We start from the raw sequence: 17591 nt of genomic DNA on the forward strand, positions 1-17591 counted from the left end.
GCTGGCGAACTTTCAAAAATAGAGACGCCGCATCAAAACAAGATGACGCCCCATTTGCCCAATTCCAGCGTTTCTCCCTCTTTCAGATTCTTCTGATAGGTCGTGCAAACATTGCCGGGCGCATTCGTTTCCGAAAACAAGAGAAACTCGGACAACTTCACCTTCGTGAACCCTTGCTTCAGCAGGTCGTCCGACAGACTGTCCTGATTGCGTCCCTCCGAAGGAGTGACCACCAGTACGACGCCGGCGGCTGTGCACTTCACCGAACTCTTTTCGATCGACGATTGAACAAACCGTTTTCCCGATAGCGTCTTTGGCAGATCGTGCAACTTGTAATTGCGATCGGTGAACAATTGGACGCCCAACTCTAGCGGTTGAATCTCGCCAATCTGGGGTTGAATCTCCGCAGCCGATGCGGTGCTGAGCGGCGCTCCGTCGTCGTTGGACGCAAACTCAATTTTCACCGGTTTCGCCTTCGCGGCTTTTCGCGTATTTAGGCCTGTCGCCTGATTGATCACCAAGCGCTGCCGCACGTGGTCGCTGACCGGCTTCTTCGCCAGTACGTCCGCTTCGGTGAAGGTTGTCATATAGATGTACTTTTGACCTTGTCGATCATAGTCGTAGGTTAGATAGACGACCCCGTCCTGCGACTCAGCGCCATCGGGATACGATACGCCGGATCGTTCATCAAGCAGTAGGCCTCCCTCCCACGATTGACCATCATCTTTCGAGAGGTAGGCGGTCAAATGCGAGCGACCCGTCTTTTCGTGCAGCGGTCCGTGCTTGACCAGCAATAGGTTTCCTGACTGGAGACGTCGGATGAAAAATCGGGAGGCCGTGTGTCGGATGTTCCAAGGAGTGACCGCCGTCCAGGTTTTTCCCCCATCGGTCGAATGGCTTTCGCCGATACCGTAGCTAGTGCGAACCAACTGCCAGAGCTCCCCATTTTTCCGCTGGACGATCATCGGCTCATCGCAATTGCGATCTTTCGCTGCCGGCACATTGGCCGTCCCGCGCAGCGACCAGGTCTTCCCTTGATCGGTAGATGCGACCACGCGACAGCTATGGTCACGACCCCAAATTGCCGTCGGCAACAGCCAATCACCGTTGGCCAGCGCTGTCGGCTTGCACATCATGACGCCGTTGTGAACTAGCTGCGGCGCCGACCATTTCGGCTGCGCGTCATCGGGGTTCTCAGTCGTCATCGCAAAGGTATGCGGATCTCCGCCGCCGCCGCGCGTCGCCTGACACCAGAAGAGCCAGAGTTTTCCGGAGGGATCGACCCACGGACAAGGATCGAACGCGCGAACCGGTCCTTCCTTATCAGGATCGATCACCACTTTGTTCTCGGACCAGGTTTTTCCTTCGTCATCGCTGGAAACTAGCAGGATGTAATTATGGCGATCTTCCGTCACTCCACCGCCGTACCAGGTCGCCCATAGTCGCCCGCCGGGAGATCGCTCAAGACCAGAGATTCCTTGAAACATTCGGGCCGAATCGTCGTATTCGGATCCAGGCGCAAAATTGGCGGTCGGAGCGATCGCGGCCGCTGATGACTCGCTCTCTTCGGCGAGGGCCAAAGTAGAAAACGTCCCCCAGCAGGCCAAGAGACAGACAGTTTGAAAAAGACAGGTTCGTGGTTGCATGAGGATTCTCGTCGAGGGGGGGCGGTCAATCTCCATTCGAGAACACGAGAGCGGTGCTCGAAGAAGGATGACAATCTGAAGAAGGGTCAGGTTTACGGCAGGGTTTTCGGCTTGCCGCTGTTGCGAGCAGCCAACTGATTATAGAGGTCAAAGTTGATCGTTTCCGGGATAAAACGGACCGAACCGTCTCCCAGCAGAAAGTTGCAGCCGCCTGGATGTTGACTCGCGAAGTTGGCGTCGTTGTTTCCCCAAGTCCCGAGTATCGGTTGGTTCATCGGCGACGCAGTGTTGCGCGACGTAAAGTGACCCCATAAATACTGCGGACCGTCACTGGTTGTCTTACTAACGCCGTCAATCAGCGTGTTGGAGGCATTACGATATTCCTGCGTTCGCTTTTCGCCGACAGCGAACGTATTGGTTAGTCCATCCGTCACCGACGCGAACGTCAATTGCCCCGGCTTGGTCCATAGCTTGCCGCTCGACTCGTAACGCGGCATGACGAACATCCCATTGCTCTTGGTCGAGTTCAGGTCGGCATGGACATGACTATAGGATCCGTCTGGCAATTCTCCGCCGCCGACAAAAGCGTAGTCTCCTTTATGGCGATCTTGCCGCGCGGACGAAAACGAAGTGTCGGTCTTTTCGCCTGAACGTAGCGAAGGACAAAAATAGGCCGATATCGGCTGCGTGTTCTGTTCGACAGACTTGTTGTCCGCATGTTCAAAGTCTTGATAACGATTGTACGAATCGTGCAGCGCACCTTGCTCGATATAGGGCAATAGAACGACCCAACCGCTGAATCGACTATACAACCATTCACTCGCAGGGGTCGGCGAGGTCGAAGCACGTTGCGGAAACGTGTTGGCCGGAATCACGCCGAAGGTGTCGTGAAAGTTATGCACGCCCAGCCCGATTTGTTTCAGATTATTCGTGCACTGCATCCGCCGAGCCGCTTCCCGCGCTTGCTGCACCGCAGGCAACAGCAGCGCAATTAAGACTCCGATGATGGCGATCACCACCAACAGTTCCACCAATGTAAAGCCAAATTTTTGTTTTCGAGAGCGACAGTCGTTCCGCATGGGAAACTCCTAAGCAGATGAACGATAGGAACTAAACCGAGGAGAAGATGAAAGCAACGTGGCGACTACAGATCCAAATCGATTACTTCTTTTTCTTTCACCACTTTGAACTGCAATGGGGTCGTTTGCAGACTCGTATATTCTTTGGGGGTCAACAGCTTTGGCTCCTGGTAACGAGGATCCTCTGCCTGGATGTCACTCGATTGTTTCTCGTACCATTTGACGATCACTTTGTACTCGGCAGGCTCGGCCTTTAATTGGTAGGCGCCATCCGACTGAATATTGGCCCGAATCGGCGGCAAGTCGGCGTTTAGCGGATTGAACAGCACGACGCCGCCGTCAACCGATTTACCGTCAAAAGTGACCTTCCCTTGCACGTCCGAGCCCACATCCGGTTGGCCGCAGCCAACGGCGAACAAAAAAATGACCACCAACGGCCAACCACTGATCTTTGTCGGCAGCGTCCGATGGGAAAGGGTGTTAACGACGCGTTGCATGAGAAGAGCTCAAAAAAAGATGGAAAACGCGTGGCGAAATTGAAAACAAGGCTGCCCCCCCAAATTCGATCGTAATTCCTATCAAACCCGGGGGGCATGGGGATGCGAATACCGATCGCTCTTAGCGTCATCGGAGCGACTGCGGCAACCCGTCGCCCTTACCTGTATACAGGTAGGTCCACGTCCTCGTCAACACAATTTCAAAAAAAACCATTTTTACGGTAGATCTAATCTGCCCTGAAATAGAGTAGTAACAGCACCAAACAACAACGTCAGTCGCCCAAACAGCCCTTCCAACTTGGGGATGACCAGCGATCCAAGGAAAGCTTGACCGCCAAACTTTTTGCCTGTATACATGTATTCATTCGAGCATTTCGACCGGTCGGCGGGTGACCTTTTCGCAGCGTTATCGACCGAGTTGGCGATGTTGACTTCCCTTACCGCGCGGTCTCGATGGCTCCATATTTTTTCAATTGCGACTGGGGGACAAGTCACTTTCGTTTGCGCCTTGTGCAACCTGCATCGGGAGCGATCGTTTTCGAACGAACGTCGTCGGAAGGAGCCGCCAATTTGGCGAAACGCGCAACGCAAGTCGATCGCGGCGCCCTCTACGCGAAAGTCCTGCGCCGTCATGTCGACGCGATCACGTCACAGATCGCGATCGACGCCGAACTGACGCCGATCTTGATCTCCGGGATGGCCAGTTCCTCGATGGGTTGGAGCGATCTTCCCTACGCGACGCTCCCGTTTCGCCTCGATGGTTCTAACCTGCCGTGGCGACGACTCGATCCGCTAGCGGGCCATCCGCTCTTTCTCTTCTCTGGCGTTCGCGCCGATTGCGACGTCATGCGCGGCGAAGAGATGGAAGCCGTCGGTTTGGGGGTTCTCACTCCCGCTCTTCATCATGCGTCGGCGACCACTTGGCTAATTTTGCCTGGCACGCATTCCAAGCATCTATGCATTCAACACGGAACGATCGTTGACTTCCGTACCTACATGACCGGAGAGTTGTATCAGTTGCTGCAAGAGCAAAGCTCGTTGCGGCATTCTCTGCCGCTCGAGCGATCGATCGCATCCCAGCCAACGGCGTCCGAACAAACGGCGTTTTGTGATGGAGTCGAGATGGCGCGACGCGGCGAACTCACCAGCGTCTTGTTCCAAGTCCGCGCAAAACAACTCTTGCATGGGGATGCGGCTGCGGAGAGCGCCGCCCTGTTAAGCGGAATCATTATCGGTGATGAGCTTGCGTCGCTCGCACGACTGCGAAACGCCGATAGTTCGATCGTATTGTGCGCTAACGCAACGTTTCATCCCCTCTATCGACAAGCGTTGGACGTGCTGGGATTGGGGAGAGTCGTTACGGTCATTCCGCCACGCGATGTGGACCATCTTTCCGCACTCGGACAGTGGAAAGCATTTCAGGAAATCAATCGCGCGGCGCGAAACCACGACTTGGATCCACTTGTCTGTTCCAGCGCGATCCCCTCCCCTGCTTCCGTCAAACCAACCTCCACGTAAGCGACCAACCGCCGCATGACTGGCTTATTCGACTGGGAACGATTTCAGAAGTTGCCGTTGGTTGGAATCTTACGCGGATTCGATCTCGCAGCTTCGCAACAAGCGGTCCGATCCGCCGCGGCCGGTGGACTGACCACGGTTGAAATAACGCTGAATTCGCCCGCTGCGACCAGTCAGATTGAACGGCTTCGGCATGAATTTGGTGATCGGGTCAATGTCGGCGCCGGAACCGTCTGTACGGTCGAGGATGCTCGTCTAGCGATCCAATGCGGCGCGACATTCATCGTGACTCCTATCGTCGACGGTGATGTGATTCAGGTCTGCCGCGACGCCGATGTTCCGGCCTTTGTCGGCGCGATGACCCCCAGCGAAGTGTTCCAAGCATGGAAGTTGGGCGCAGCGATCGTTAAGATCTTTCCCGCCGACGCGTTGGGCCCCACCTATTTGCAAAGCCTGCGCGGTCCACTGCCGCAAATCTCGCTGATGCCAACCGGCGGCGTCACCGTCGAAAGCTTGGCCAGTTTTCATCGGGCCGGCGCTATCGCCTTCGGGATTGGCGGCCCCTTGTTCGACGCCCAACGAATTGCCGCCCAAGACTGGGACTGGATTCAGGAACAAACGACTCGCTTCGTCGCCGCCTATCGGGCGGTCGCTTAGCTCCCGTTGATCGATGTTTCTGAAATCTCAACAGAGACTGTCCTCTCTTGGCTTCGAGCCTTGTCGTTCGACAGAAGAACCAATCGCTGAACTATTCCGCCCCCGGCAGATGCGACTTTGCGGCGACGCTCCGCTTCATCAACAGAACCAGCCCGATCAACAGCAGGGCGACAACGGCGAAGATAAAAAAGTCGTCAAAATACGCCAGCGAGGCCGCTTGTCGGGCTCGTTCGTTGGACAACGTCTGCAGCGCCATCTTATCGGCAAGCGCCGAATCGCCGCAGAGCCGATAGAAATAGGCGTGCGCATCGTTCAAGTATTGATTGACCGCCGGATTTAAAGGATCGAGAAACTCGCCGATCCGACTGGTATGAAATTGCTCGCGGCGAACCTCAATGGTCTGCGCGACCGACGTGCCGACGCTCCCTCCTTCGTTTCGCAGCAAAGCGAATAAACCGACGGCAGCGCCTCGTAAATTTCGTGGAATGTACAAAAACGCGGCGACGTTCAGCGGAGCGAAAATCATCGACAGCCCAATGATCATTACGACCCGCGGCCAGACCGCTTGCCAAGGGCCAATCGCCAGCGTCATGAGCGACATCCAATAGCATCCCAGGGCAATCAAGACCAAGCCGCAGGCGACAAAGATCCGCGCATCCCATCCCCGCGTAATTAGAGGACCGACGATCAAGATCGTCGCGACGGCAAAAATACCTGACGGCGATAGCACCAAACCCGAAGCAAATGCGTCATAGCCAAATAACGTCTGCAGCAGATTGGGCAATGTCGTACTAGCGGCGTACAGCACGCCGAAGGAAGAAAAAATAACCAGCGTAGAGATCAAAAAGTTACGTTCGGCCAGCGGTCGAAAATTAACGACGGGATCGGCGATCCGCATCTCGTACCAAAACAGAAACGCCAGCCCGACGGCAAATGCGATTGCCAACGTCTGGACTCGCCAAAAGGGATCGCCAAACCAATCCCACTCTTGCCCTTTGCTCATCAATACTTCCCACGCCGAGACGGTGATCGCCAATACGCCCAGCCCAATGCCATCCAGGCGCCAGCCTGCTTTGCGATGCTCCGCCGTTTCCAACTTCAAATAGGGAGGATCTTCCAGCACCGTCCACGCCGCCAAAGCGGCGAACGCTCCGATGGGAATGTTGATATAGAAGATCCAGCGCCAGTCAAAATTGACCGTGAGATAACCGCCGAGCGTTGGACCTATCACTGGCGCAATCAACGCCGCGACGCCAAACACGGTCATCGCCGACCCCTGTTTTTCCTGCGGAAACGCATCCAACAACACGCCCTGGCTGGACGGCTGAAGTCCTCCGCCGGCCAGTCCCTGTAGTATTCGAAAACATATCAGCTGCTCTAAACTGGTCGCAAAGCCGCATAATGCGGACGCGAAAGTAAAGACCACGATCGAGCCGATAAAGTAGTTCCGCCGCCCGAGCCGTGACGACAGCCAACCCGAGATCGGCAAAATGGTCGCATTGGCGGCCAGATAGCTGGTGATGACCCACTCGCTGTCGATCACCGCCGCCGAAAGTCCACCGGCGATATAGCGCAGCGCCACATTCGCGATCGTCGTGTCGAGCACTTCCATGAACGTGGGGATGACCACGATCGCTGCGATCACCCAAGGATTGACCGAGCGAAACATCGTCGCGGATGCGGCCGCCCGTGGAACGTCGGTCTTGGCGCCCAGCAAGAAGAAACGTAGTGCGCCGATCATTGCACTTCTCCCGTGCAAAGCGCCGTCCTCGTTTCCGCGTGCGGCGATTCTCTTTTTCGCACCGGCAACTCAGCCGGCGTTTGCAGCAATTTTCCTGCATTTGGCCCTGACGCCGGCTCTTGGTAAAACACGTAAGGCGTGACCGACAAACCGGCGAAGAGGGGAGCTTCGTCTGGATCATATTCCAACAGATCAATCCGCACCGGCAACCGCTGCACGATCTTCACAAAATTGCCGGTCGCATTTTGCGGCGGCAGCAATTCCAAGGTCTGCCCGGTCCCCATCGTAAAGCCGCTGATTCGCCCATGAAATTGACGCTCGCGACCATACATGTCGACATGGAGATCAACGCGTTGACCAATGCGTAAATTGTTGAGTTGGGTTTCCTTGAAATTGGCGTTCACCCAGATTTCGGTCAAAGACCGGACGGCCAACACGCTTTCGCCGCTTTGGACGAAGTTGCCTGGGTTCACGTTCCGTCGCGTGACGACCCCATCGATGTCGCTGACGATATTGCAATACCGCAAATTTAGCTTGGCCAGATCCAGCTGACGCTGCGCTTGCAACAGCGCCGCTGCGGCTTGTTTGATTGCCGGAGCGTCAGCGATCAGCTGCTTGTAGATCGTGTCGAGATCGCCGCTGACGTTCAGATGAAAGAAGTCGTCAATCGCTTGATTGGGAGTCAAATCCCACGACTTGGGACGATAGCCGATCTCGGCGATGCTTTGCATCAGGTTGGCCAACGTTTCACGAACGACCGAAAAGTTTTGATCTAAATCGGCAGGCATATCGAGCGGATTCGCCTCGTTGATCGGCAACCCCAACGCCGATCGCGTTTGTTGAACCACTTCTTTTGCGCTGTCAACACGACTCTCGGCTTCGGCCAATTGGGCGGTATAGACGTCAAATTCAGATTGGGCGATGACATTGTCGGTCGCTAATTTGCGATTCCGATCAAAGTTGCGTTGGGCCAATACCAGGCTCGCCTCTTCCACCTTCGCTTGCGCAACATTCGATCGCAGCACCGCGATTTGGTTGCGTACGCTTTCCATCGCATGTTCCAACGCAAATCGGTTGCTGCGCGTTTGCGCGACGATCCCTTCCACCTGTGCTTCGGCGGTCGAGAGGTTCGCCTCGGCGACTCGCACTTGGGCCTCTTTGAGCGCGACATCGGTTTCATAGGGCTCTGGATCAATCTGCAGCAGCAGATCCCCTTTCTGCACCCGCACGTTGTCGTCGACTAGTACATTCAGCACTTGGCCAGAGACGCGCGGCGCCACAAAAGTGACGTGACCATCCACATAGGCGTCGTCTGTCGAAACCGTTTTCAGCGACCGCAAGATCCAAGGGCCGCCCAACCAAGCGCAAACGATCAGGGCCGTCGCGATCGCGACCGACCGCACCCAAAAACTGCGCCGCGTCCAGAACGGAACGGACGTTGGAATTTCGCCTTTAGGCATAGAAGCGACAACCCGCTTTTCATCCGCCGTTTGTTGCTTTGCCGCTTCCTGTTCTGAAGCAGGCTTCTCCGAAATTTCCATATCGATGGCCTCGACGAAGGACGTGGATGCGATCCTGGACTGGGAGCATCCAAGCATCGGCGTCTCTTTCCCTGTCAGCTGGTGGGGTGAGCAGAGATCGCCGCTTCCGGGAAGCATGTAAAGTTAGGCGTGGGCGTCGGACAAAGGCCCTTTCTTCTCCGATGTCCAGCGATTCCGCCTAGTAATAGCAGGTTGTCTTGCTTCGCGCGATTGTTTCCCCGCGAGCCGTCTTGCGGAGTTCGCAGAGCAGTGAACGCCCCGATTTCCTTAGAAAGTTGAAATCGCATGATTGCTCACTCCGAAGAAAACATGCCGAGCGACCGATCGGTCTCTCCTGTCACGGTGATTCGCGTTTGCGGTGCAATCATGCAACCTGCTGCCGACGTCCTGGCGACCGAAGAACCGCTGGAGATTCGCATCATTTACCAACTGGAAGGTCGGCGCAAACAACAGCCGATCTCGGTCACCATGCGTACCCCAGGCGAAGACGAGTCCTTAGCGGCCGGTTTTTTGCTGACCGAAGGAATCATTCAAACAGCCGACCAAATCGAAGCGATCCATGCTTGCCGACATAGCAACGTGATCCGCGTCCGATTACAAGCCGACGCAACGATCGATCTCAGCAAGCTGCAGCGGCACTTCTATACCAGCTCTAGTTGCGGCGTATGCGGTAAATCCTCGATCGACGCAGTGAAAACCGTCGTTCCTCATCCCCTGACAAGCGAGTATCCAGTCTTTGCCGGCGACGTTGTTCGCCACGCGCCGGAGCGGCTACGAATCGCCCAAGCCGTTTTCGAACGAACAGGCGGTTTGCATGCCTGTGCACTATTTAATAGCGCTGGTCAGCTGTTGCGCATGTCGGAAGACGTCGGCCGGCACAACGCGATGGATAAACTGATCGGCGGCGAATTGCGAGCCGGCGCAGATCGTTTTCGCGACAGCATGGTATTCGTCAGTGGTCGCGCCAGTTTTGAACTGGTGCAAAAAGCATTGATGGCCGGCATCCCCATCATCGCGGCGATCGGCGCTCCTTCTAGTCTGGCCGTGCAATTGGCGGCCCAGCACGAGATGACCCTAATCGGCTTTGTCCGCTCCGACCGTTTCAACATCTACTGCGGCGGCGAGCGCCTCCGCGAATTCACTGCCTAACGCAACCCCAACCCAGCTCAACCATTCCACGAGGAGCGTTAAGTGATCCAGCATTCAGAATTGACCAATGACGGCGGCGTTTTGCACAATGTTCTGGCCGACAACGGCCATGGGCCCATTCGCCTGATACCCACGCGAGCGGAACCCCAACTTCGTCAACGGCGCCCCGAGCGAAAAGCGACCGGACTACCGGCCGTCGTTAACAGTTTCAAGTACGCGATCAGTGAAGCCGGCATCGTTCGCGGGACGCTGCCTTTGCTGCAACTGAATCAGAAGGATGGCTTTGACTGTCCAGGCTGTGCTTGGCCTGATCCCGATGGAAAACGGTCCGCTTTTGACTTTTGCGAGAACGGCGCCAAAGCGGTCGCCCATGAATCCGATAGCCGGCGAATCACGGCCGACTTCTTTGCACAGTACAGTGTCGCCGAGCTATCGACCTACTCCGATTATTGGTTGGAACAACAAGGCCGCCTAACCGAACCGATGGTGCTGCGCGCTGGCGCAACGCATTACCAACCGATCCCCTGGGGCGAAGCCTTCGACATGATCGCGACTTCGCTGAACTCGCAACGGTCGCCCGATGAAGCGTCGTTCTATACTTCCGGTAAAGCGGTTAATGAAGCGGCCTTTGCTTATCAATTGTTCGCGCGCCAATTTGGAACGAACAATCTGCCGGACTGCTCGAACATGTGCCATGAGTCGAGCGGGGCGGCGCTGACCAACACGCTTGGTTTTGGCAAAGGGACGGTTACGCTCGAAGACCTGGAAAACGCCGAATTGATCTTTGTAGTCGGTCAGAACCCCGGAACCAATCATCCGCGACAATTGACGGCGCTGCAGCATGCGAAACGCAAAGGAGCGAAGATCATCGCGGTAAATCCGCTGCCAGAAGCCGGTCTGATCTCGTTTATGAATCCTCAAGAAACGCTCGGCATGCTCGGAGTCGGAACGAAGCTCGCCGACCTTTTCTTACAAGTCAAAATTAACGGCGACGTCCCGCTGTTCAAGGGGATCTTGAAGACGCTGGTCGAACGTGACGACGTCCAACCGGGCGCGGCCATCAATTGGGGCTTTGTACATAAATACACGACCAACATCGACGATCTGCGAAACAGCGTTCGCCAAGCCCCCTGGGAAGATCTTGAGCAGCTGTCAGGCGTCTCGCGCGCGCAAATGAGTCTGGCCGCCGATTGGGTCTGCGAGACCGAACGCATCGTGATTTGCTGGTGCTTGGGAGTCACGCAACACCAGAACGGCGCCGGAAACGTCCAGGAATTGGTCAATCTGTTACTGCTTCGCGGAGCGATGGGAATGCCGGGCGCCGGCGCGTGTTGTGTCCGCGGCCATTCGAATGTGCAAGGAGATCGCACGATGGGAGTATGGGAGCGACCGGCGCCTGAATTCCTGGATCGCCTGCGTGATGCGTTTCAATTTGAACCGCCGCGTCGCCACGGACTCGATGCACAGCGAACGGCGAAGGCGATGCACCGCGGAAGGATCAAAACGTTTATTTCTTTGGGCGGCAACTATTTGATGGCCCTTTCTGACACGCAGTTCACGGCCGACGCGCTGCAGCGCGTTGAGCTGACGGTGCGAATCGGGACCAAGCTAAATCGCGCCGACCTGGTGACCGGCGAACAAGCGCTGCTGCTCCCTTGTTTGGGGCGGACCGAAATCGATTTTCGCTCGATCCATAACGTAGTGCAGGAGCAATTTACCAGCACCGAAAACTCCATGGGAGTCGTGCAGTGGTCGCGTGGGCGGTTTACTCCAGCGTCCTCCCTTTTGCTGGGTGAGACCGAAATCGTCTGCCGCATCGCTGCAGCGGCGCTAGGCGCCAAAGCGACCGTCGACTGGCTCGCTTGGGGCCAAAACTATGACTATATTCGCGCCGGCATCGCCAAAGTTATCCCCGGTTGCGCCCACTACAACCGAGATGTCCGCAAGCCAGGCGGCTTCTATCTCCCCAATCCGCCGCGCGAACGCAAATTTCCGACGGCGACCGGCAAGGCGCTGTTTACCGTGAACCCGGCGCCCGAGCGCAAGCTGGAACCCAATCAGCTTTTGCTGACGACGATCCGGAGCCATGATCAGTTCAACACGACGATATACGGGTTGCATGATCGCTATCGCGGGCTTCACAATACGCGTCGCGTCGTGCTCGTGAATGCCGCTGACTTGCGTCAACTGGGCTTGATCGCTCAGCAAAAGGTAAATGTCACCAGTCATTTCGCTGGCCAAACGCGAACCGCTTATCAATTTACCGTGGTCGAGTACCCGATTCCTGCTGGCTGCGCCGCGATGTATTATCCCGAGGCGAACGTGCTCGCGCCGATCGATGCGACAGACATGGTGAGCAATTGCCCAGCTTTTAAGAGCCTGGTGATCACGCTGGCGGCGACTCCGGCGTAGCGTCCCTTCTCTCCAGTCAACTTGTCGCTTGACAATGCGCACGGATACATGGTCGATTCCTGCTTGGCGAAATAGAGCGCAGCCTGAGCCGGCGATCACGGTACGCGCAATTCCTTGCGCGCCGCTGCAGGGGACCGTGAGATTCAAACTACTCATTTGCGGTCCGGTCCAACCCTCGGGAATTACCCCCCCATTCTGACGCCCAAGCAAGATCGAGCAACTGCACGAATAATTTTCAGCGGTCCAGTCCAACGGTCCAGTCCAACGGTCCAGTCCAACGGTCCAGTCCAACGGTCCAGTCCAACGGTCCAGTCCAACGGTCCAGTCCAACGGTCCAGTCCAACGGTCCAGTCCAACGGTCCAGTCCAACGGTCCAGTCCAACGGTCCAGTCCAACGGTCCAGTCCAACGGTCCAGTCCAACGGTCCAGTCCAACGGTCCAGTCCAACAGTCCAGTCCAACAGTCCGGTCCAACAGTCCGGTCCAACAGTCCGGTCCAACAGTCCGGTCCAACAGTCCGGTTCTGGGCTGGGGCAGACTTCCCAGATTAACACTGGGGCAAGATCGCGAAGATGAGCGAAAAAAAAGTGCGAGCGGTCCGGTCAGTGACGAGATGTTCATCCGGCAGGGCCAGCGGCGGGAGTCGGACGTTTGGCGATCTGGAGGAGCGTAGGTTCTTTGACAATTTGCATTTGCTAAGCTGGAGAGATCCGAACCGAGTTTTCCGGCGCTGCTCCCGAAACTGCACAGAGCGGGTCGACTTTCGTTTCTGATCAATCAGGCGTCTAGAAAGGCTTGGCGGCGGTGGGATCTTGGGGGCGAAAGCACGTTTGGTATTGCACTGCGAGCGACTGATCTTCGCCAGCGCCGAAGCGTTGCCGAGACATTCATCGAAAAAGCCAAGCGACGTCACTCAACGTCACCTGGCGAACTCAAAATCACGGTTGCAAATCGAGCTATTCAGCAATGAAGACATCTTGCTTGGGAAACTTGTCAAACAGCGCCGGCGGTCGGCTAAAGTTCGTCGCCAAGACGTCGCTGGGATTTCCGGCGATCCATTGCGAAAGATCGATCTTCTCGTAGGCGCCGGAGTTAAATCCAATCAGGATTTTGGCCTTCTTGTCGCCAATGTTTTCGATTGAGTGACCATAGCCTTGCGGGATATATCCGGCGTCTCCTGTTTCCAAAGTTTCGGTTCGGAATCGGCCGTGCGAGCCAAACATGGTGACGCTGACATCGCCGTCGATCACGTATTGCCATTCGTCGGCGCTCGGATGCCAGTGAAGTTCACGCATGCCTTTGGGTTCCAGTTCGAGGTAAACGCCGGTGACAGTTGTAGAGATGGGAAATCGATCTTTGTCGACGCGCCATTCGCGGCCCCCTTCAAACTCGGAGTGCGGAGGTCCCGCCAGAAGTTGGTGCTTGTGCGTCAGCGGTGGAATCTGCAAACCTTGTAGCGGCGCCGCCGGCGTTTGCGGAGGTTGCTGGCCGCGTGCGAAATAGACCTCGCCTTTGGGGAAATCTTTGAACGTTGATTCCGGCATCCCAAAATTTTTGGCCAACAGCGGCGTCGGCACGTGCCCCATCCAATCGCTGATGCTGAAAGTGCCAAACTCGGAGAAGTAGCCGTTGTCGAAGATCAGAATGAAATGGCACGGCTTATTCCCCACACATTCCAGCATATGACCGTGACCGCGGGGAAAGAACCAAACGTCGCCTGGCTCGAAATCATTCGTCTCGGCGTAACCATCCGGTTGAATGACCGTTGTCCGGACGTTCCCTTCGAGCACAAACGCCCACTCGGCGGCCGTCGCGTGCCAATGCAGTTCACGCATCGCGCCCGGCTCCAGGCGCATCGATACGCCGGCGATCCCGGTCGAAATCGGCAATTGCTCCACGGTCGCTTCTTTGCCAAAGCTGCCGCCGATGACTTTCCCTTGTGACTTTTCTAAAGCGAATTTGAACGTAGGCAGGTCTTTCCCTGAAAGTAGCGGCGCCGGAATGTTGTTCAGAAACGAGGGATCTCCGCCCAACGCTTCTTCCTGCTTTTTCACAGCTCCTCCCAACGCGGCGGCGGCGCCGATCGCCAAACCGGCGGCCCCGGCAAAGAACTCACGTCGTGGAAATTCAGACATGGACCAACTCCAGATAGGGGAAATGAAATTTCGAATGACTCGCGCCATTTAGGCTCGCGGAACGTCTCGCATTGTCTCGGCTAGAAACCAGACGCGGCGCTCCGTTTCATCGATCCAGTTTTCGATCAAACTAGCCGTCGCCACATCGTTGTATTGATCGCAAACAGCGTGCGTCTCTTCCAAACGGCGGCAGAGCCGTTCGTTATCGCTGCGTAGCTCGGCGATCATATCCGTCGGCCGAACATCGGTCTCGTTGTTTTCCGTCAGTTGACGTCGCCGCGTGATTTCTTCGAGCGAACGGAGGGTCGGTTGCCCCAGTTTGCGACAGCGCTCGGCCAGATCGTCGATCATGGCGAAGATTTGCGCGGCGTGGTCGTCGAACATCAGGTGATATTCGCGAAAAAGAGGACCATGAACGTGCCAATGAAAGTTCTTCGTCTTCACGAACAGAACGAAGACGTCCGCCAATAGGTCATTGACCTTCGCCGCAACGATTTCATTGGCTGTCGTCGCCTCTTGCATCAAGATTTTTTGCACGTTAATCTCCCTTAGGAAAAGCCGGAAGTAGTGAGCGGAAGCCGGCACAACGCTTGCCACAGCAGTACGTAGGCACAGGTTTAGGTCGGCTTCTAAACTACTGAGCGAAAGTAGGGGACAGACCGACTGACAATCAATGAGAACGTCGATTGCGGTGCAATTCGGCTAGACAATTGCGAGGAGAGAAAGCGTGCTAAGCGGTTGCGGCACGAAGCAAGTATCGCAGTTTTGCGAACCAGAGTTACGGCTTCGCTGCGGCATCTTCGCGAGACTTGGTCAAATTGTCCAATCGCTGTCTCAAGCTGAGGATGTCGGCGGGGTCGGTCGACGTTGACAGCAGTAGTTGAATCCGATCGGCGGCCGCCTGCGACTGGCCGGCTACGATCATTGCGTCCACGAAGGCGAACTGCGCAATCGTGAACTTCGAATCGCACTGGACCGCTCTTTCAAACGCTAAGATCGCCTGGATCGTTTCGCTGACCGCTAGATGCGTCAGGCCGATCTGATAGCAGGTGAATGCGTCGTTGGGAGCCAACACCAGCACTTGCCGGAATGTGCGAAACGCCTCCTTGAAGCGACCTTGCGACCGCATCAGGATTCCGCGGTTGACGAGCGCCGGAACAAACCGCGCGTCGATTTGCAACGCCGATTCTAAGTAGGCGATCGCTTCATCCTCGCGCTGCACCGCCGCCAATGCGAGCGCCAAGTTATTGTGAACCGGCGCCGAAACGGGACGAATCGCCAGCGCCGCTTGGTAGTACCGAACAGATTCATGCGGATCTGACTCGCGTAGCGCATCAGCCAGCGCGAAATTGGCCAAAAAATCGGCAGGATGCGCCTGCTGTACTCTCTTCCGAAAATCAATGGAGTCGATGTTCGCTTCGTCCATCCGATCGGCGATCGCACGCAACAAGTCCACCGACAAATTCGCCATCGACTCAATTCGCGATAGTTGGTCGAGATTCTCCGCGTCGTTCCAACCGCGCGGATCTCGCACGCGATCGCGCCAACCGGTCGTATCCACATCGGCGCGACGAACCACGTCGAGAATCCAGTCTCGTCGCGCAGCATCGCTCGTACAAACGGACCAGTCGTCCAAGGCCGAAATCAGCGGCTGTTTGATATCGGCGTCCCGTATTCGTGCGGCGACCGCCGGCGGATCGTCAAACGGCTTGGCGACTCCCATCTTGGCGAAAAGATGTTCGTACGTCGCATCGGCTTTGGCCAAATTAAAACGCAGATCGTAATGATTATCCAGGACCGAGCTACGATGGAGCCCTACCAAATCAAGTTCCTCGACATAATTCAAATCATCGAGCGACTGATTGATGCGTTGCCGTAAATCCTCGAAACCGCCATCTCCCAATCGCCCCAGTATCGCCCGCGCCTCTGGGTAGCGACCTTGTTGTTCGAGTTGAATCGCCGATTGCATCCGCGCCGTCAGGCGAGACTTCTCGGCGTCGCGGCCATTGGCGAGCGACCATTCTCGCAAGATTTCTCCTGCTAGGAGTCCAGCAAACGCAATCAAGCAGATCAACAGACCGGCGACCGCCGGATTGCGACGCACCCATCGCCAGACGTATTCGAACTGGCTGACCGGCCGGGCCAGGATCGGCTCGTATCGTAAAAATCGCTCCAGATCTTCCGCCAACTCTTGCGCCGAAGCGTAACGTCGGTAAGGATCTTTCTGCAGGCATTTCAGGCAGATCGTCTCTAGATCTGGCGGAACGTTGTTGTTCAAACGTCGCGGCGGGTTGGGTTCGTCAAACACCAATTGGCGTTCCAACTCGGCCACTGAATTGGCACGAAACGGCGGTCGTCCCGAGATCAATTCGTACAATATGGCTCCTAAAGCATAGATATCGATCGCCGCGCCGATCGTACTCTTTTTTCCTAGCACTTGCTCTGGCGCCATGTACGAAGGAGTTCCCATACGTGCGCCTGTGAGCGTCAACGTAAAGTCGGCGTCGAGCCGCCGGGCCAGGCCAAAGTCGGTAATCTTCGGCTGTTCGGCATCGGTCAGCAGAATATTGGCAGGCTTCAAATCACGATGGATGATTCCGGCTTGATGGGCCGCGTGCAGCGCACGGGCCAACACGGCGACCACCTCGGCCGCCCATCGCAACGGTTGCGGCTGATTGCCGCACTTTTGCGCGAGATTGCCGCCGCTGACATACTCCATCGTAAAATAGGGTAGCCCGTCGACCTCACCCACGTCATAGATCTGCGTCACATTGGCGTGATGCAGGGCTGCAACCGATTCCGCTTCGCGTATGAAACGCAAGATCTCTACGCGACTTGCATACGCACCGGTCAGCAGCATTTTCAGCGCGACAGGACGGTTGAGATTGACTTGTCGCGCCTTATAAACGATTCCCATGCCGCCGCGTCCCAGCACCTCTTGCACTTCGTAGCCGGGGATCGTCGGCAGTTCGTCCCATTTGGCGGCGAGCGTTTTTGAATCGAGCGGCAGTTCCGTGGGCGGCTCGGGAAGAAGCGATTCCAGATGGGCTTCGACGCGACGATATTTCTCGAGTTGGGTTTTGACAACCGGCAATAATTCAGGGTATTCGGCGCACGCCTCTTCGGGACTCTGTCCCGATTCCAGAATATCATCGAGCAGCGAATAGATTCGTTCGTCGATGGTCATAAAGGTTGTCCGTCTTTACTGGCCGCCGGA

At 56.3% G+C, this 17591-nt stretch carries 12 protein-coding genes; 4 read left to right on the forward strand and 8 right to left on the reverse strand.

Annotated elements, in window-relative coordinates:
* Positions 1-32 precede the first annotated feature (32 nt).
* The 3 genes from DSM3645_RS15625 to DSM3645_RS15635 form a co-directional block, all read right to left on the reverse strand.
* Complete coding sequence (locus DSM3645_RS15625) at positions 33-1646, reverse strand: sialidase family protein (RefSeq protein WP_161603355.1); 1614 nt, start codon at positions 1644-1646, stop codon at positions 33-35.
* 92 nt (positions 1647-1738) lie between these two features.
* The gene (locus DSM3645_RS15630) at positions 1739-2725 is read right to left on the reverse strand and encodes a DUF1559 domain-containing protein (protein ID WP_002653200.1); all 987 of its coding nucleotides are present in this window, start codon (positions 2723-2725) and stop codon (positions 1739-1741) included.
* 65 nt (positions 2726-2790) lie between these two features.
* The gene (locus DSM3645_RS15635) at positions 2791-3222 is read right to left on the reverse strand and encodes a hypothetical protein (RefSeq protein ID WP_002653201.1); all 432 of its coding nucleotides are present in this window, start codon (positions 3220-3222) and stop codon (positions 2791-2793) included.
* Positions 3223-3675: 453 nt separating this feature from the next.
* Here DSM3645_RS15635 and DSM3645_RS28430 point away from each other — a divergent pair, with 453 nt between their 5' ends.
* The gene (locus DSM3645_RS28430) at positions 3676-4740 is read left to right on the forward strand and encodes a 2-dehydro-3-deoxygalactonokinase (RefSeq protein WP_081444845.1); all 1065 of its coding nucleotides are present in this window, start codon (positions 3676-3678) and stop codon (positions 4738-4740) included.
* 15 nt (positions 4741-4755) lie between these two features.
* Positions 4756-5397, forward strand: coding sequence for a bifunctional 4-hydroxy-2-oxoglutarate aldolase/2-dehydro-3-deoxy-phosphogluconate aldolase (locus tag DSM3645_RS15650; RefSeq protein ID WP_002653203.1), 642 nt, complete (start codon positions 4756-4758; stop codon positions 5395-5397).
* 91 nt (positions 5398-5488) lie between these two features.
* Here the strand turns inward: DSM3645_RS15650 and DSM3645_RS15655 are convergent, their stop codons facing one another.
* Together DSM3645_RS15655 and DSM3645_RS15660 are read right to left on the reverse strand one after the other, a co-directional pair.
* Positions 5489-7138 carry an MDR family MFS transporter gene (locus DSM3645_RS15655; protein ID WP_002653204.1) on the reverse strand — a complete coding sequence of 550 codons (1650 nt, stop codon included), beginning with the start codon at positions 7136-7138 and terminating at the stop codon, positions 5489-5491.
* Entirely contained in the window at positions 7135-8679 is a 1545-nt protein-coding gene (locus tag DSM3645_RS15660) for an HlyD family secretion protein (RefSeq protein ID WP_002653205.1), read from the reverse strand. The genes DSM3645_RS15655 and DSM3645_RS15660 overlap by 4 nt, the downstream gene beginning before the upstream one ends.
* A 285-nt stretch (positions 8680-8964) precedes the next feature.
* On the opposite strand from DSM3645_RS15660, the gene fdhD reads away from it, so the two are divergent.
* Together fdhD and DSM3645_RS15670 are read left to right on the forward strand one after the other, a co-directional pair.
* Complete coding sequence (fdhD, locus tag DSM3645_RS15665; RefSeq protein WP_002653206.1) at positions 8965-9828, forward strand: formate dehydrogenase accessory sulfurtransferase FdhD; 864 nt, start codon at positions 8965-8967, stop codon at positions 9826-9828.
* Positions 9829-9870: 42 nt separating this feature from the next.
* A complete protein-coding gene (locus DSM3645_RS15670) occupies positions 9871-12240 on the forward strand; it encodes an FdhF/YdeP family oxidoreductase (RefSeq protein WP_002653207.1) in 2370 nt (789 codons plus the stop codon).
* 955 nt (positions 12241-13195) lie between these two features.
* Here the strand turns inward: DSM3645_RS15670 and DSM3645_RS15680 are convergent.
* The 3 genes from DSM3645_RS15680 to DSM3645_RS28435 form a co-directional block, all read right to left on the reverse strand.
* On the reverse strand, positions 13196-14374 hold the full coding sequence (locus DSM3645_RS15680) for a cupin domain-containing protein (protein WP_002653210.1): 1179 nt from the start codon (positions 14372-14374) through the stop codon (positions 13196-13198).
* A gap of 48 nt (positions 14375-14422) precedes the next feature.
* Positions 14423-14911 carry a Dps family protein gene (locus DSM3645_RS15685; RefSeq protein ID WP_002653211.1) on the reverse strand — a complete coding sequence of 163 codons (489 nt, stop codon included), beginning with the start codon at positions 14909-14911 and terminating at the stop codon, positions 14423-14425.
* Positions 14912-15152: 241 nt separating this feature from the next.
* On the reverse strand, positions 15153-17561 hold the full coding sequence (locus DSM3645_RS28435) for a protein kinase domain-containing protein (protein WP_002653212.1): 2409 nt from the start codon (positions 17559-17561) through the stop codon (positions 15153-15155).
* Between the last annotated feature and the right edge of the window lie 30 nt (positions 17562-17591).

The organism is Blastopirellula marina DSM 3645 (assembly GCF_000153105.1).
GTDB lineage: Bacteria > Planctomycetota > Planctomycetia > Pirellulales > Pirellulaceae > Blastopirellula > Blastopirellula marina.

Bases quoted from the DNA above. Each gene is read 5' to 3' on its own strand.
- DSM3645_RS15660 (WP_002653205.1), bottom strand. From the start codon at position 8,679: ATGGAAATTTCGGAGAAGCCTGCTTCAGAACAGGAAGCGGCAAAGCAA.
- DSM3645_RS28435 (WP_002653212.1), bottom strand. From the start codon at position 17,561: ATGACCATCGACGAACGAATCTATTCGCTGCTCGATGATATTCTGGAA.
- DSM3645_RS15625 (WP_161603355.1), bottom strand. From the start codon at position 1,646: ATGCAACCACGAACCTGTCTTTTTCAAACTGTCTGTCTCTTGGCCTGC.
- DSM3645_RS15680 (WP_002653210.1), bottom strand. From the start codon at position 14,374: ATGTCTGAATTTCCACGACGTGAGTTCTTTGCCGGGGCCGCCGGTTTG.
- DSM3645_RS15630 (WP_002653200.1), bottom strand. From the start codon at position 2,725: ATGCGGAACGACTGTCGCTCTCGAAAACAAAAATTTGGCTTTACATTG.
- DSM3645_RS28430 (WP_081444845.1), top strand. From the start codon at position 3,676: ATGGCTCCATATTTTTTCAATTGCGACTGGGGGACAAGTCACTTTCGT.
- DSM3645_RS15635 (WP_002653201.1), bottom strand. From the start codon at position 3,222: ATGCAACGCGTCGTTAACACCCTTTCCCATCGGACGCTGCCGACAAAG.
- DSM3645_RS15655 (WP_002653204.1), bottom strand. From the start codon at position 7,138: ATGATCGGCGCACTACGTTTCTTCTTGCTGGGCGCCAAGACCGACGTT.
- DSM3645_RS15650 (WP_002653203.1), top strand. From the start codon at position 4,756: ATGACTGGCTTATTCGACTGGGAACGATTTCAGAAGTTGCCGTTGGTT.
- fdhD (WP_002653206.1), top strand. From the start codon at position 8,965: ATGATTGCTCACTCCGAAGAAAACATGCCGAGCGACCGATCGGTCTCT.